13 protein-coding genes are annotated in these 15,020 nt (G+C 34.0%); 5 read left to right on the top strand and 8 right to left on the bottom strand.

Features of this window, described 5'->3' with window-relative positions:
* The first annotated feature begins 48 nt into the window (after positions 1-48).
* Genes FA045_RS13725 through FA045_RS13715 form a run of 3 tightly spaced genes read left to right on the top strand, consistent with a single transcriptional unit; the run spans position 49 to position 1,974 of the window.
* The gene (locus FA045_RS13725) at positions 49-786 is read left to right on the top strand and encodes a DUF2071 domain-containing protein (RefSeq protein WP_136877655.1); all 738 of its coding nucleotides are present in this window, start codon (positions 49-51) and stop codon (positions 784-786) included.
* Positions 771-1,520, top strand: coding sequence for a methyltransferase (locus tag FA045_RS13720; RefSeq protein WP_136877654.1), 750 nt, complete (start codon positions 771-773; stop codon positions 1,518-1,520). Before FA045_RS13725 ends, FA045_RS13720 begins: the two co-directional genes overlap by 16 nt.
* Positions 1,521-1,569: 49 nt before the next feature.
* Positions 1,570-1,974: a hypothetical protein gene (locus FA045_RS13715; protein WP_136877653.1), complete on the top strand. Its 405-nt coding sequence runs from the start codon at positions 1,570-1,572 to the stop codon at positions 1,972-1,974.
* Positions 1,975-2,226: 252 nt separating this feature from the next.
* On the opposite strand, the gene rplT is transcribed toward FA045_RS13715, so the two are convergent.
* From rplT to FA045_RS13675, 8 genes are all read right to left on the bottom strand, one after another.
* Positions 2,227-2,571, bottom strand: coding sequence for a 50S ribosomal protein L20 (gene rplT, locus FA045_RS13710; protein ID WP_055131818.1), 345 nt, complete (start codon positions 2,569-2,571; stop codon positions 2,227-2,229).
* Positions 2,572-2,641: 70 nt separating this feature from the next.
* Entirely contained in the window at positions 2,642-2,842 is a 201-nt protein-coding gene (rpmI, locus tag FA045_RS13705) for a 50S ribosomal protein L35 (RefSeq protein WP_113652647.1), read from the bottom strand.
* Between the two features lie 25 nt (positions 2,843-2,867).
* A complete protein-coding gene (gene infC / locus FA045_RS13700) occupies positions 2,868-3,437 on the bottom strand; it encodes a translation initiation factor IF-3 (protein WP_136877652.1) in 570 nt (189 codons plus the stop codon).
* Positions 3,438-3,450: 13 nt separating this feature from the next.
* Complete coding sequence (gene thrS, locus FA045_RS13695) at positions 3,451-5,376, bottom strand: threonine--tRNA ligase (RefSeq protein ID WP_136877651.1); 1,926 nt, start codon at positions 5,374-5,376, stop codon at positions 3,451-3,453.
* A 159-nt stretch (positions 5,377-5,535) separates the two neighbouring features.
* The gene (locus tag FA045_RS13690; RefSeq protein WP_136877650.1) at positions 5,536-6,450 is read right to left on the bottom strand and encodes a hypothetical protein; all 915 of its coding nucleotides are present in this window, start codon (positions 6,448-6,450) and stop codon (positions 5,536-5,538) included.
* Positions 6,451-6,608: 158 nt separating this feature from the next.
* Entirely contained in the window at positions 6,609-7,337 is a 729-nt protein-coding gene (locus FA045_RS13685) for a (Fe-S)-binding protein (RefSeq protein ID WP_136877649.1), read from the bottom strand.
* Positions 7,338-7,363: 26 nt separating this feature from the next.
* On the bottom strand, positions 7,364-8,704 hold the full coding sequence (locus FA045_RS13680; protein ID WP_136877648.1) for an MFS transporter: 1,341 nt from the start codon (positions 8,702-8,704) through the stop codon (positions 7,364-7,366).
* Positions 8,705-8,864: 160 nt separating this feature from the next.
* Positions 8,865-10,757, bottom strand: coding sequence for a RecQ family ATP-dependent DNA helicase (locus FA045_RS13675; RefSeq protein WP_136877647.1), 1,893 nt, complete (start codon positions 10,755-10,757; stop codon positions 8,865-8,867).
* A gap of 76 nt (positions 10,758-10,833) precedes the next feature.
* Here FA045_RS13675 and FA045_RS13670 point away from each other — a divergent pair, with 76 nt between their 5' ends.
* Together FA045_RS13670 and FA045_RS13665 are read left to right on the top strand one after the other, a co-directional pair.
* Entirely contained in the window at positions 10,834-14,085 is a 3,252-nt protein-coding gene (locus FA045_RS13670) for an amidohydrolase family protein (protein ID WP_136877646.1), read from the top strand.
* Between the two features lie 98 nt (positions 14,086-14,183).
* Positions 14,184-15,005 (top strand): KilA-N domain-containing protein, encoded by an 822-nt coding sequence (locus tag FA045_RS13665; protein WP_136877645.1) that lies wholly within the window; start codon positions 14,184-14,186, stop codon positions 15,003-15,005.
* Positions 15,006-15,020 lie beyond the last annotated feature (15 nt).

Here is a 15,020-nt window from a genome sequence, read left to right as displayed (position 1 = left end):
TTTTGTAGTGCAAAAAGAAAATAGCATATTTAAATACAAAATTAGGCAATGTCATTTCTTAAAAACCATCCTTTTGCAGTAGAAGCTAAGTTTAAAAGTACCATTGTACTTACCTATGCTTTGCCTAAAGAGCAACTTGAAGCACTTTTACCAACGTGCTTAACTTTAGATACGCATGAAAACAATTGGGCATTTGTAGCAGTTGCTTTAGTACAAACAGAAAACCTACGACCAAAAGGATTTCCAAAATTTATGGGTAACGATTTCTTTTTAGCTGGTTACCGTATTTTTGTGAGATACACCACAAATGAAGGGAAAAATCTACGTGGTTTATATATTCTAAAATCAGAAACTGATAAAAAGAAGATGGAGCTTTTTGGTAATATATTTACACATTATAACTATTCAACTATAGATATAAAATTATCAGAAATTGATGAAACTTTAAATATTTACTCAGGTAAAGGTGATTTAGATATTAATTTAAGGAAAAACGAAAATGCAGATTTACCAATAGGTAGTGTTTTTGAAGATTGGAAAACAGCTCGTAGATATGCTGGTCCGCTCCCATTTACTTTTACTTATAATGAGCAAACTAATGAAGTAACCATAATTGAAGGTGTTCGTCAAAATTGGATACCCAAACCAATAGAAGTGCTAAAAGCAAATGTAGGTTTCATTAATCAATCGAAATTTAAAGGAGCAATTTTAGCAAATGCTTTTATCAATGAAGATATTCCGTACCATTGGAAAAAAGGACGAACGGAAGTATGGAAAAACAAATAAGAAAACCTTTTCTGGGAGTTTCCAATATCATCAGATTTAACTGGCATTTTTATGCTACAGCTTTGATAATTGTTATTTCATTAACAGCTTATAGTGTTCTGTTTCCATCAAAATTTAATAGTATAATTCAAATTTTTGCCGCCTGCGTATTTTTTGCAACATTTAACTCATTATTTGCTTCCTATTATATTTACGATTGCTCTAATTTATATTCATTAAACTGGATAAATAATTTACAAGTTACACCAAACGCAGAAATTGTGAACATTAATGCAGGTTTTGATGAAACTAGTAATTTGATTCAGCAAAAATATCCAAATTCTATTTTAAAGGTTTATGATTTTTACAACCCTTTTAAACATACCGAAATCTCTATTGAACGGGCTAGAAAAGCTTACCCACCGTATCCAAAAACACAAATTATTGATACCACAAAAATCAATATACCGCATCAGAGTACTGATTTAATTTTTCTAATTTTCGCAGCTCATGAAATTAGAGACAAACAAGAGCAAATTTCATTCTTTACACAATTGAAGCCTGTTTTAGAACCAGATGGAAAAATTATTGTAGTAGAACACAATAGAGATTTTTATAATTTTATAGTTTATAACATTGGTATTTTTCATTTTTTTAGTCCAAAAAGATGGAAATCCGTTTTTAAGAATTCTGAATTGAACTTAATACGGATAGAAAAGATTACTCCCTTTATAAATGTTTATTATTTAAATTAATTAGAGATTTTTCTCAGCTACTACGGACGTGAATGTAAAAAAATAGAAAATGGAATTACACTTAAAAATAATAGGATTTATATTAATTACTCTTGCCATAGTTCATGTTATTTTCCCAAGGTATTTTGCATGGAAAGAGCAGCTAAAATCTTTGTCATTAATAAATAAGCAAATGATGTATGTGCATACTTTTTTTATTGCAGTTACAACGTTATTAATGGGAGTTTTATGCATGCTTTGTGCCGAGGAACTGGTTAACACTAGCTTTGGACAAAAAATAGCATTTGGTTTAGCTTTGTTTTGGACAATGAGGTTATTTTTTCAATTTTTTGTTTACTCAAAAGAACTTTGGAAAGGTAAAAGATTTGAAACTAGAATACATATAATTTTTTCAATTATTTGGCTTTATATAAGTGTTGTTTTTAGCTTGGTGGCTTTGAACCTTAGCTTTTAGTTTATAGCACAGTTTTAAGTTAACTAAACTGGATTGAAGCGGTATCCTATATAATTGTCATCCTGAGCCTGTCGAAGGACAATTATATAGATTTAGCGTAAAGCCAGGCTAACATTGATAGTTGCCTGAAATTGCTTTTCAAAATATATTACATAGAGATTTCTCAATAGCTTCGCTCATTTCGAAATGACGAATTGAAAAGGCACAAAAAAAGGGGAACAAATTGCTCCCCTTCTCTTAATATAGTATTTACTATTTTACTGCATCAATAATTGCTTTAAAAGCATCTTTATGGTTCATCGCTAAGTCAGCTAATACTTTACGGTTTAAACCGATGTTTTTAGCTGCCAATTTACCAATTAATTGAGAGTAAGATACACCGTGCTCACGTGCTCCAGCGTTGATACGTTGGATCCACAAACCGCGGAATTCTCTTTTCTTAACTTTACGGTCACGGTAAGCATATTGCAAACCTTTTTCTACCGTATTTTTAGCAATGGTAAATACCTTGCTTCTTGATCCCCAATAGCCTTTGGCCATATTTAGGACTTTTTTTCTTCTGCGTCTAGCAGCTACTGCGTTTACCGAACGTGGCATAGTGTGTTGTTTTTGATAAGCGGTGTTGCGTTAGCAATCTTAGTTACCGAGTACCTGGTTAAAAAATTAGTTATTTACCGATGGCAAGCATACGTTTAACGTTGCCCATATCAGCATCACTTACCAGACTTGTCTGGCCTAAGTTACGCTTACGTTTAGTACTCATTTTTGTTAAAATGTGACTTTTGTATGCGTTCTTTCTTTTGATTTTCCCTGTTCCAGTAAGCGAGAAACGCTTTTTAGCACTGGAATTGGTTTTCATTTTTGGCATAACCTTGTTTTAATTTATATATGTATTACTTCTTTGCAACTTTAGGAGCTAATGTTAAAAACATACGCTTTCCTTCTAATTTAGGCAAAAGTTCTACTTTACCTATATCTTCTAAAGCCTGAGCAAACTTTAACAATAAGATTTCACCTTGTTCTTTGTAAACAATAGCTCTACCTTTAAAGTGTACGTAAGCTCTAACTTTCTCGCCGTTTTCTAAAAAGCTAACTGCGTGTTTTAATTTAAATTGAAAATCGTGATCGTTGGTATTAGGACCAAAACGAATTTCTTTAATTACAGTTTGCTTAGCATTTGCTTTGATCTCTTTTTGCTTTTTCTTTTGTTCGTAAACAAATTTGCTATAATCGATAATACGACAAACAGGTGGAACTGCATTCGGAGAAATTTCGACTAAATCTAATTCTGCCTCATCTGCAAGTGCCAAAGCTTTTGCCAAAGGGTAAATTCCTGGCTCAACATTATCTCCAGCCAACCTCACCTCTTGAGCTCTGATGTACTGATTAATATTATGTTCTGCTTCTTTTTTCTTAAAAGGAGGACGTGGTCCCCTATTAAATCCTGGTCTTCCTAATGCCAAATGTAAATCCTGTTTAAACTGTTATTTCTTTAATAATTATTGCACTAAATTCCGCTAAAGTCATCGAACCTAAATCTCCTTCGCCATGTTTACGAACCGAAACTTTTTGCTCTTCCATTTCCTTTTCGCCTATTATCAGCATATAAGGTAATTTTTTAACTTCAGCATCTCTAATTTTCCTTCCAATCTTTTCATCTCGAAAGTCTATCAGCCCGCGAATATCGGAATTATTTAATTCATTTGAAACTTTTTTTGCATATTCTTCATATTTCTCAGAGATGGGAAGAATAATATATTGCTCTGGTGAAAGCCACAAAGGGAAGTTACCTGCACAATGCTCAATCAAAACTGCTACAAAACGTTCTAAAGATCCAAAAGGTGCTCTATGTATCATCACAGGGCGATGTTTTTGGTTATCGCTGCCTGTGTATTCCAATTCGAAACGTTCAGGTAAATTATAATCTACCTGAATTGTACCCAACTGCCATTTTCTACCCAAAGCATCCTTCACCATAAAATCTAATTTAGGGCCGTAAAATGCAGCTTCTCCCAATTCTACAACTGTTGGAAGGTTCATTTCTTCTGCAGCTTCAATTATTGCAGTTTCGGCAAGTGCCCAATTTTCATCAGAACCAATGTATTTTGCTTTGTTTTCAGGATCACGTAAAGAAACCTGAGCGATATAATTATCAAATCCTAAAGATTTGAAAACATACAATACCAGCTCAATTACTTTTTTAAACTCTTCTTTTACTTGATCTGGGCGGCAGAACAAGTGCGCATCATCTTGGGTAAAACCACGTACACGAGTTAAACCATGCAACTCTCCACTTTGCTCGTAACGGTAAACTGTACCAAATTCTGCAAAACGAACAGGTAAATCTTTATAAGAACGAGGTTTAAACTTGTACATTTCGCAATGGTGCGGACAGTTCATTGGTTTTAAGAAAAACTCCTCTCCTTCTTGTGGTGTTTTTATTGGCTGAAAACTATCCTTACCATATTTATCATAGTGACCAGAAGTTACATACAAATTTTTATGACCAATATGTGGTGTAATTACTTGCTCATAACCAGATTTTACTTGTGCTTTCGTTAAAAATTGCACCAAACGCTCACGCAAAGCAGTACCTTTTGGCAACCACATTGGTAAACCAGCACCTACTTTTTCTGAGAACATGAACAACTCTAATTCTTTACCCAACTTACGGTGATCACGCTTTTTTGCCTCCTCAATCATTAACAAATATTCTGTTAATTCGCTCGCTTTCGGAAAAGTTACACCATAAATACGTGTCAGTTGTTTTTTAGTTTCGTCACCACGCCAATAAGCACCAGCAACATTCATCAATTTAATGGCTTTAACAAAACCAGTATTTGGAATGTGCGGACCACGACATAAATCGGTAAATTCACCTTGTGTATAAAAAGTGATTTTACCATCATCTAAACCTTCTAAAAGGTCTAATTTATACTCGTCCCCTTTTTCTGTAAAATATTGTATTGCATCAGCTTTGCTAACGCTTTTTCTACTAAATTCTGCTTTTTGTTTAGCTAATTCGAGCATTTTAGCCTCAATGGCTTTAAAGTCATCTGATGAAAATTCTCTATCGCCGAAATCTACATCGTAATAAAAACCGGTTTCTATGGCAGGGCCGATACCAAATTTCGTACCCGGATAAAGTGCTTCTAAAGCTTCGGCCATTAAGTGAGCCGATGAATGCCAAAATGTAGCTTTACCAGCGGTGTCATTCCATGTTAATAATTTTACTGCAGAATCAGCTTCAATTGATCTGGTTGAATCCCAAACTTCTCCATTTACTTCTGCTGCTAAAACGTTTCTTGCTAAGCCTTCTGATATGGATAAGGCAATTTGATGAGCGGATGTGCCCTTTTCGTACTGACGAACTGAACCGTCAGGTAAAGTAATGTTAATCATCTACAACTATGATTTAAAGGTTTATAAAAAATATAGCTAAATCACCTACTACGTGATTTTATTGTGCCGCAAAGATAAAAGTTAAAAGCATTATAAAAACTAGTTTCACAAAAAAGCCCCAACAAATTGTTGAGGCTAATCAATTTCATATAATTAAACTTAATTGATAATCACACTTCTTGGTTGACCACCCTGTCTGTTTCCACCACCAGAAAATCTTTTCATCATGTTTTCCATTTTCACCTTATATTCATCTGCAGTAATTGGAGTAGCTTTTTTAGGTGCAGTAACATCTTTAGCGCTAACATTTCTATATTCGATGCTTTTTGCCATTGTAGTTTTACCTTTATTTTCAATAGCTAAAACAGTTCCTTCAGTCCAAAAATTAGGATCTGGTGAAAAGCTAAAACCAAGGTCGTTTGTATACCAAACTGCTGTTTCATCAATCACATCTTTGTCTTCACCTAAAACTTTAGCTTTACGAATAGATTTAACAATTACTTTATTACAGTTTAAACCTATGATTTTTTTGGTCTCCTCTGTTTTAACAACTTCTAAAGTTGGTGGGCCAGGTAAAAACTGCACTGCACTAATTGTTGTAGTGTTACCATTGGTTGTTGGTGCATTGTTTTGATTTCTGTTAGCCATATTAAATGCCTGAACTGGATTAGCAACTGCTAATTTTCCTTGCATCACATAAGTGGTATCGCTTAAATCGAAAACCTCTACTAATTTTTGGTCAGCAAAAGCATAATAATATTCTCTAGCGCCACCAGCTCCTCCCATACGCATCATCATACGGCCCATTCCGCCGCCACCGCCACCATTGCTATCTTCTATTTCTTCAACAGGCATGTAACTAGCATTTGTAGCCGTAAACAATAATTCGAAATTGGTTTTAACTGCTTTAGGCATACGAGCTCTCATCTCATCGCTAACTTGCATACCTGTAGCCGCCATAGTAGCAGCTGGATCTATAGTGCTTTCAAACTGAATGGCACCTGATTTTTTTTGTGCCTGAGCAGCAAATGTTAATGTTAACATGCCTACAACGGCAACGAATATTTTTTTCATTGGTATTTATTTGTTTTGATACTACAAATTTATTGTAGTTTTTAGACTTAAAATGTTAAAAAAGGTTAATTTGTTTCAACATCACTTAAGTTTTACAAACCCCTAAATCCCCTAAAGGGGACTTAAGATTATAATTTTCCCCTTCAGGGGGTTAGTGGCTAATAATCTAACCAACCATTTGCTAAAACATCTGCAATATGCATAGTTTTAATATTGATGTTGTTTTTTTTGATGTAACCATCTAAATGCATTAGGCATGATAAATCTGTTGAAATGATAAAATCGGCTTCCATTTCTAAAGCATTATTTACTTTTTGCTCAGCCATGGCTGATGAAATTGCATCGAACTTAACGGCAAAAGTACCTCCAAATCCACAACACATATCCGTATCTTTCATTTCAACCATTTCTAAACCAAGCACTTTAGATAGTAACTGGCGAGGTTCATCTTTTATTTTACATTCGCGTAAACCACTGCATGAATCATGATAAACAGCCTTACCTTCTAGTTCTGCACCAAAATAATCTCTTTTAACAATGTTGATTAAAAAATCAGATAACTCGAAGATATTAGTTTGAATGTTTCTGCATTTATTATGAACTATGGTGTTGGTAAACAAATCATTAAAACCACCTTTTACCATGCCCACACATGAAGCTGATGGTGCAACAATGTATTCGTTTTCAGAAAAATCATTTAAAAACTTATTGCCAATTTCTTTGGCATCTTCCCAGTAACCGGCATTGTAAGCAGGCTGACCACAGCAGGTTTGCTTAGCGTTATAACTTACTTGGCAACCGGCTTTTTCTAAAATTTTAATGGTATTAAAAGCAGTTTCTGGATATAATTGATCTACAAAGCAGGGTATAAATAATTCGATTTTCATTAAGCGGATGTTAAATTTGAGGCTTCCTAATTTACAATCACAGTTTTAGGCTCTACCTTTTTTAAGTGCAGCAAAAATAGTAAACCTAAAATGAAAAACACGGTTAAAGCGATAACAGAATTACGCATACCCAATTGTTCGTCGATAAAACCGAAAATAAACATACCAAAAACAAGTGCAACTTTCTCTGCCACATCATAAAAGCTAAAGAATGAGGTATGATCTGGACTTTCTTGAGGTAAAAATTTAGAATAGGTAGAACGAGATAAAGATTGAATACCGCCCATGATTAAACCAATTACTGCAGCTAAAGCATAAAATTGGTATTCGGTATGGATAAAATAAGCTGCAACACAAGAGCCTATCCAAATAATAACTACTCCTATTAAAACATTTACGTTTCCGAATTTTTTAGACGATAAATACGACATTAGCATTGCACCAGGAATAGCAACAAGCTGTAAAATCAATATGGTTGCAATTAATTTTTCTGTTGGCAGATGTAATTCCTTCTCGCCAAATATGGTAGCCACCAACATTACGGTTTGTACACCCATCGAATAAAAGAAAAATGCGAATAAAAAGCGTTTCAAATAAGCCATTTGTTTTACCTGATGCCACACCTTGTTTAATTCGTTAAATCCGCTGGTAAATACATTTTTGTTGGTTCTAAAATTCGGACTTCCCTTTGGTAAATTTTTAAATGGAATTTGCGCAAAAACCATCCACCAAATACCTACCATCAAAAATGATAGCCTAGCAGGAATTGAATCATCGGTTATACCAAACCAATCTGGCTTAAATACAAATACAAAACAGATTATTTGTAAAATGATACTACCAATGTATCCGTAGGTAAAACCTTTAGCACTTACTTTATCTTGCTGATCTACAGTTGCTATCTCTGGTAAGTATGAATTATAAAAAACCAAACTTCCCCAAAAACCTATTGCAGCAACCACGCATAAAATTACACCTAATTCTAAAGTTTCTAGCTTAAAAAAATACAAACCACAGCAAGCCAATGAACCGATATAGGTAAACATTTGCATAAATACTTTTTTGTTTCCGCGTGTATCTGCAATGGATGAAAGTATTGGCGAAAGTATGGCAATTACCAAAAAAGCAAATGACATTGAATAGCTATATAAAGCAGAGTTAACAAATTTTCTCCCAAAAAAAGTAACATAATCTATCGTTTCAGGATTTTTATCTGAAGTGATGATGGTGTAATATGCTGGAAATATGGTTGAGGTTATTACTAAATTATAAGCAGAATTTGCCCAATCGAAAAACGCCCAAGAGCGAATTGTTTTTTTGTCGTTTAACCCCAAACCCCTAAAGGGGCTTTCCTTACTAGCGTTCATATATCGTTTATGAATTTAAGATTTAAAAATAAATAAAATTATATCAAAGAATGAAATTGAATTGTTTTGTTCGTGGAGACACGAACCAAGGCGTTTAAAATGAAAACATTATTTAATCTGAACCCGTCTCAAATCTCATATCTAACTTCTCTTATCTCTCTCACAAATAATACTTTCTCCCGTCAGATTTTATTTTACCCGCATCTAATAACTCCCTTATTCTATCAATTTTTTCATTTTCATTTCCAGTTTCTATCCCATTTACCAAATCATCCAAAATGTAATGTTCGCTTTGCAATAGTGTTACAATTTCAAAATCTATTTTATCTTTCAATAGCGATGCATCTTCTACCTTCTTTTCAGCAAGGCAGATATCGCAAAACCCACATTTATCTGCATTGGTTTCGCCAAAATAATGCAGTAGTTGTTTGCTACGGCAACTTTGAGTTGATGCATAACTTAAAACAGCTTTAATTTGATCTTTTTGAATTTGTTGCCTAAGCGCAATATACTTTACATCTATATCTAAATTAATTTGATCTCTACGAGGTAAAATAAACTGCAATTGTGGCTGATCAGTTTGCGGTAAATAAGATAAAATCTGAAACTGTTGCAAGCGATTTAAGTAATCAATTACATCTTTATAAGAAAGTTTTAAACGATTAGACAAATCTGATTCTTTAATTTTTACATAACCATCAAACGCACCTCCATAACTGCGTTGAATGGTTTTAATAATCGGATCGTAAGCAGAATTCTCTATCTGAAAACGATATACATCTTCATGTGTAGCGGTAAACATAATTCGTGATTGCAAAAAAATGTTTTCTGATAAGGCGATGTACCCATCATGCTCCAAGAATTTTAAAGCAGCAATTGTTTTAATTACTCCTAAGCTAAACTTTTTACAGAAATCTGCAATATCAAATTCAAAATTTAAACCTTCGCCAGCACCAAATGCCAATTGAAAATAATTGCCTAAATAATGGTAAGTTTTTTTTATTTCATCTACAGTTGGATAGCTTTCTTTGTATTTCGCTTCGAGTATCAATTGATCTGATTTATTTGCTAAAAGCACAGCAAAAGCTCTTTTTTCATCTCGGCCTGCCCTACCAGCTTCTTGATAGTAAGCCTCTAAACTATCTGGTAAATCTAAATGAATTACAAAACGCACATTTGGTTTATCAATGCCCATTCCAAAAGCATTTGTGGCCACCATAATCCGTATTTTGTCGGTTTTCCAATCCTCTTGTTTTTTAAAACGTAGATCTTTTTCTATACCAGCATGGTAAAAATCTGCTAAAATACCATTGCGTTGTAAAAAATGTGCAACTTCTGCAGTTTCTCTACGGTTTCTTACATATACCAATCCACATCCTTTTACATTATTTGCTATTTCAATCAGTTTTTTATGTTTGTCTTCTAAATCATAAACTACATAACTTAAATTTCTACGAGAAAAGCTTTTTAAAAAAACCTGAGCATTTTTCATCTCCAATTTTTCTATAATATCTTGCTTTACAAATGCAGTTGCTGTGGCAGTTAGCGCTAAAATTGGCTTATCAGGATGTATTTCTCGAAGCTCTTTTATTTTTAAATATGGTGGCCTGAAATCGTATCCCCATTGCGAAATACAATGCGCTTCATCAATAGCAATCAAATTAACATTCATGTAAGCAATACGTTCGCGAACAATTTCCGACAATAATCGTTCTGGAGATAGATAAAGAAATTTAGTGTTTCCGTAAATACAATTATCTAATAGGATATCAATTTCACGTTTACCCATCCCGGCATAAATCGCAATAGCATTGATACCTTTTGCTTTTAAATTCTCAACTTGATCTTTCATTAAAGCAATTAATGGCGAAACAACAATGCAAATCCCATCCATTAGCATAGCCGGCACCTGAAAACAGATTGATTTTCCTCCGCCAGTTGGCAAAAGCGCTAATGTATCTTTTCCATCTAAAATAGATTGAATAATATCATCCTGTAAAGGCCTAAAATTATCGAAACCCCAATATCTTTTTAAAATTTCTGTTGCTTTCATAAAAAAGGTAGCATCAAAACTAATAAAAACGAAGCGATATTATTAAATTGCGAATTAATTAATCGAAATCCTTAAAATGAATAAATTTCTCCTCATTACTAGCTGTTTATTTCTTACGCTTTCTGCAACCGCTCAAGATAAAAAAGAAACCACAAAGTGGGATATTGAAAAATACAAAGGACCAACAAAAACCTTTACCATAAACACCGATGAAGGTACTTGGATGAACCTGGATGTTAGTCCGGATGGGCAAGAAATTGTTTTTGATTTATTGGGTGATATTTATAAAATGTCTATCAATGGTGGTCCGGCAAAATTATTGAGTGGAGGAATTGCATTTGATGTACAACCTCGTTTTAGCCCTAATGGAAAATATATTTCTTATACAAGCGATAAAAGTGACGGAGATAACATTTGGATTATGGACCGCGAAGGAGGAAATAAAAAACAAATTACCAAAGAAACTTTCAGGTTATTAAACAATGCTACTTGGATGCCAAATAGCGAATATTTTATTGCTCGTAAACATTTTACCGGCTCACGTTCTTTAGGTGCTGGCGAAATGTGGATGTATAGCATTTATGGTGGTGACGGAGTTCAGTTAACTAAAAGAAAAAATGATCAGCAAGATGCTGGAGAACCAAATGTATCGCCAGATGGCAAATTCTTATATTTTAGTGAAGATGTTTCTCCAGGTCCAAATTTCGAGTATAGCAAAGACCCTAATGGACTAATTTATGCGATTAGACAACTGGATTTAACTACGGGAAAATTAACCAATTTAATTGCAGAGCAAGGTGGTTCTGCTCGTCCGCAAATATCGCCCGATGGCAAATACATGGCTTATGTTAAACGTGTTCGATTAAAATCTGCATTATACATACAAAATATTAAAACTGGCGAGCAATGGCCATTAACGGAAGATTTAACGCACGATCAGCAAGAAACATGGGCGGTTTTTGGAGTTTACCCCAACTTTGCTTGGACGCCAGACTCTAAAAAAATTGTTTTTTACACTAAAGGAAAAATCAAACAGATTGAGTTAGATAATTTGATGATTAACGAAATTCCTTTTGAAGTTACTAGCCAACAAACGGTGCAACAGGCCGTTCAGTTTGAGCAAAAGGTGTTTAGTCCAGAAATTACTGTTAAAATGATTCGTCAACTTACTACATCGCCCGATGGCAAAATGGTGGTATTTAATGCAGCTGGTTATCTGTATAAAAAAGAAATGCCTAATGGTGTTCCAGAACGTGTTACTAATGGTTTAGATTTTGAGTTTGAGCCCAAATTTAGTCCTGATGGAAAGTTTATTGTTTATACTACTTGGAGCGATGAATTTAAAGGTGCTGTTAAAAAAACTGATATCAAATCTGGCAAAACCATCTTATTAACTGATGAAAAAGGATATTATTATGCACCAACTTTCTCAAACAAAGGCGATAAAGTTGTTTTTAGAAAAGGTAGTGGTAATGAAACTTTAGGCTTAACTTATGGTAAAAACACTGGTATTTTTGTGGTTTCTGCAAACGGTGGAGTTAAAACTTTAATAAGCGAAAGCGGTATAAAACCGATGTTTAATATTGATGATACTCGAATTTTTTTCCAAGGATATGATGCCGGTAAAAAAGCATTTAAAAGCATGGATTTAAATGGCGGTAGCGAAAGAACCCACTACACTTCACAATATGCCAATCAGTTTGTACCTAGTCCAGACGGAAAATGGATGGCATTTACTGAACTATTTAACGCCTACATCACTCCTATGGTTACAACAGGTATTCCGATGGATTTATCTGCAAACAACAAAGCTATCCCTTTGGCTAAAGTTACAAAAGATGCTGGTACTTATTTACATTGGAGCGCTGATAGCAAAAAATTACTATGGACTTTAGGTGAGCAATACTACAATCGCGAAATAAAAAATACTTTCAACTTTGTTGAAGGAGCACCACAAGTTTTACCAGAATTAGATACTGCTGGTATAGCTATTGGCTTAAAATTAAAAGCAGATGCACCAACTGGATTGTTAGCATTAAAAGGTGCTAGAATTATCACCATGAAAGGTGATGAAGTAATTGAAGAAGGTACAATCTTATTAGAAAACAATAAAATTATTGCAATTGGTAAAACTGCTGATGTGATTATTCCAGCTGATGCGAAGGTGGTTGAAGTGAACGGAAAGACAATTATGCCAGGTATAATTGATGTTCATGCGCATTTGCGTACGAGTCCAGATGGAATTAGTCCACAGCAAGATTGGTCATATTTGGCTAATTTAAGTTTTGGCGTTACCACTTCGCATGATCCGAGTAGCAATACAGAAATGGTTTTTAGCCAAAGCGAAATGCTTAAAACTGGAAGAATGATTGGCCCAAGGTTATATTCTACAGGTTCGATTTTATATGGAGCAGATGGCGATTTTAAAGTGGTAATTAATAGTTTAGAAGATGCTTTATCGCATTTAAAAAGGTTAAAAGCTGTTGGTGCATTTTCTGTAAAATCATACAACCAACCACGCAGAGACCAACGCCAGCAAATTTTAGAGGCAGCAAGACAGCTAAAAATGGAAGTTGTACCAGAGGGAGGTTCAACCTTTTTTCATAATATGAATATGGTTGCTGATGGACATACAGGTATTGAACATAGTATTCCGGTTGCACCGATCTATAAAGATGTGGTTAACTTTTGGAGCAATACCAAAGTTGCCTACACGCCTACTTTAATTGTTGCTTATGGTGGCCAATGGGGAGAAAATTATTGGTACGATAGAACTAATGTTTGGGAAAATGAGCGCTTATTAAGTTTTACGCCAAGAGCGATTATAGATGCAAGATCAAGAAGAAGAACGACATCTGAATATGGTGATTATGGACATATTGAGGTAGCAAAAGCAGTGAAACAATTATCTGACGCTGGAACAAAAGTTAACTTAGGTGCTCACGGGCAAATACAAGGTTTAGGTGCACATTGGGAACTTTGGATGTTTGTACAAGGTGGTGCAACGCCATTGCAAGCTATTCGTAATGCTACATTAAATGGCGCTTCATATTTAGGAATGGATAAAGAAATTGGCTCTTTAGAAGTTGGTAAATTAGGCGATTTAATAGTAATGGATTATAATCCTTTGGACGATATTAGAAACTCTGAAAAAATCAAATATGTAATGGTAAATGGTAGATTGTACGATAGCATGACCATGAATGAAACTGGCACCAGAGAAAAAGTTAGATCGAAATTATGGTTTGAGTTAGATAGAGGTGTGGCCTTTTCAATTCCATATAAAATGTCAGAAACTTGGACGTTTACCATACCGAATTGTGATTAGAATTTTTTTTTATAGGAATAATCCATAAAAGATCATTATAGAACGCTTTTTATAATTGTTCGATAGCAAGATCATAGTATAGTTTAAACGAAAAAGTTATGAAAAATAACACCATTGATGTTCAAGGTTTACAGATTTCAATAACCATCATTGATAATTCTGATTATATTTCATTAACAGACATTGCTCGTAATAAAAATCCAAATGAACCAAAGGATGTGGTAAAAAATTGGATGCGTTCTAGAAATGTAATTGAATTTTTAGGGTTATGGGAACAAATTAATAACCAGAAATTTAAAGGGGTCGAATTCGACTCCTTATTATTTGAAGCTGGAAGTAATTCTTTTACACTATCACCAACGAAATGGATTGAAAAAACAAATGCAATTGGAATTATTTCTAAATTGGGTAATAAAGGTGGAACTTATGCTCACAAAGATATTGCTTTCGAATTTGCCTCTTGGATATCTGCTGGATTTAAACTCTTTTTAATAAAAGAATTTCAAAGATTAAAAGATGATGAGGGAAATAGGCTAAATTTGCAATGGAGTTTTCAGCGCACACTTGCAAAAGTAAATTACCATATCCATACAGATGCAATCAAACTTAATCTAATTCCAAAAGGTATAACTGCCGAACAGAGGAGTTTCATTTATAGTAATGAAGCAGATTTATTAAACGTTGCGCTTTTTGAAAAGACAGCAAAGCAGTGGAGAGAAGAAAATCCTAATAAAAAAGGAAATATTCGCGATGAAGCTACTATTGAACAACTTGTGGTTTTATCTAATTTAGAAAGTATTAATGCCATGTTAATTGATCAAAAGCTTATTCAAGCAGATAGGTTGGATAAATTAAATCAATTAGCAATAACACAAATGAAATCCTTGATTGATAACAAGTCTATTCAAAAGTTAAAATAAAATTATATATCAAGA

The organism is Pedobacter cryotolerans, assembly GCF_005116475.1.
Classification (GTDB): domain Bacteria; phylum Bacteroidota; class Bacteroidia; order Sphingobacteriales; family Sphingobacteriaceae; genus Pedobacter; species Pedobacter cryotolerans.
Note: the sequence above shows the minus strand (reverse complement) of the source record. Positions and strands in the feature narration are given on the sequence as shown.

Bases quoted from the DNA above. Each gene is read 5' to 3' on its own strand.
- rpmI (WP_113652647.1), bottom strand. From the start codon at position 2,842: ATGCCAAAAATGAAAACCAATTCCAGTGCTAAAAAGCGTTTCTCGCTT.
- FA045_RS13690 (WP_136877650.1), bottom strand. From the start codon at position 6,450: ATGAAAAAAATATTCGTTGCCGTTGTAGGCATGTTAACATTAACATTT.
- FA045_RS13680 (WP_136877648.1), bottom strand. From the start codon at position 8,704: ATGAACGCTAGTAAGGAAAGCCCCTTTAGGGGTTTGGGGTTAAACGAC.
- FA045_RS13685 (WP_136877649.1), bottom strand. From the start codon at position 7,337: ATGAAAATCGAATTATTTATACCCTGCTTTGTAGATCAATTATATCCA.
- FA045_RS13675 (WP_136877647.1), bottom strand. From the start codon at position 10,757: ATGAAAGCAACAGAAATTTTAAAAAGATATTGGGGTTTCGATAATTTT.
- FA045_RS13715 (WP_136877653.1), top strand. From the start codon at position 1,570: ATGGAATTACACTTAAAAATAATAGGATTTATATTAATTACTCTTGCC.
- FA045_RS13670 (WP_136877646.1), top strand. From the start codon at position 10,834: ATGAATAAATTTCTCCTCATTACTAGCTGTTTATTTCTTACGCTTTCT.
- FA045_RS13665 (WP_136877645.1), top strand. From the start codon at position 14,184: ATGAAAAATAACACCATTGATGTTCAAGGTTTACAGATTTCAATAACC.
- rplT (WP_055131818.1), bottom strand. From the start codon at position 2,571: ATGCCACGTTCGGTAAACGCAGTAGCTGCTAGACGCAGAAGAAAAAAA.
- FA045_RS13720 (WP_136877654.1), top strand. From the start codon at position 771: ATGGAAAAACAAATAAGAAAACCTTTTCTGGGAGTTTCCAATATCATC.
- FA045_RS13725 (WP_136877655.1), top strand. From the start codon at position 49: ATGTCATTTCTTAAAAACCATCCTTTTGCAGTAGAAGCTAAGTTTAAA.
- thrS (WP_136877651.1), bottom strand. From the start codon at position 5,376: ATGATTAACATTACTTTACCTGACGGTTCAGTTCGTCAGTACGAAAAG.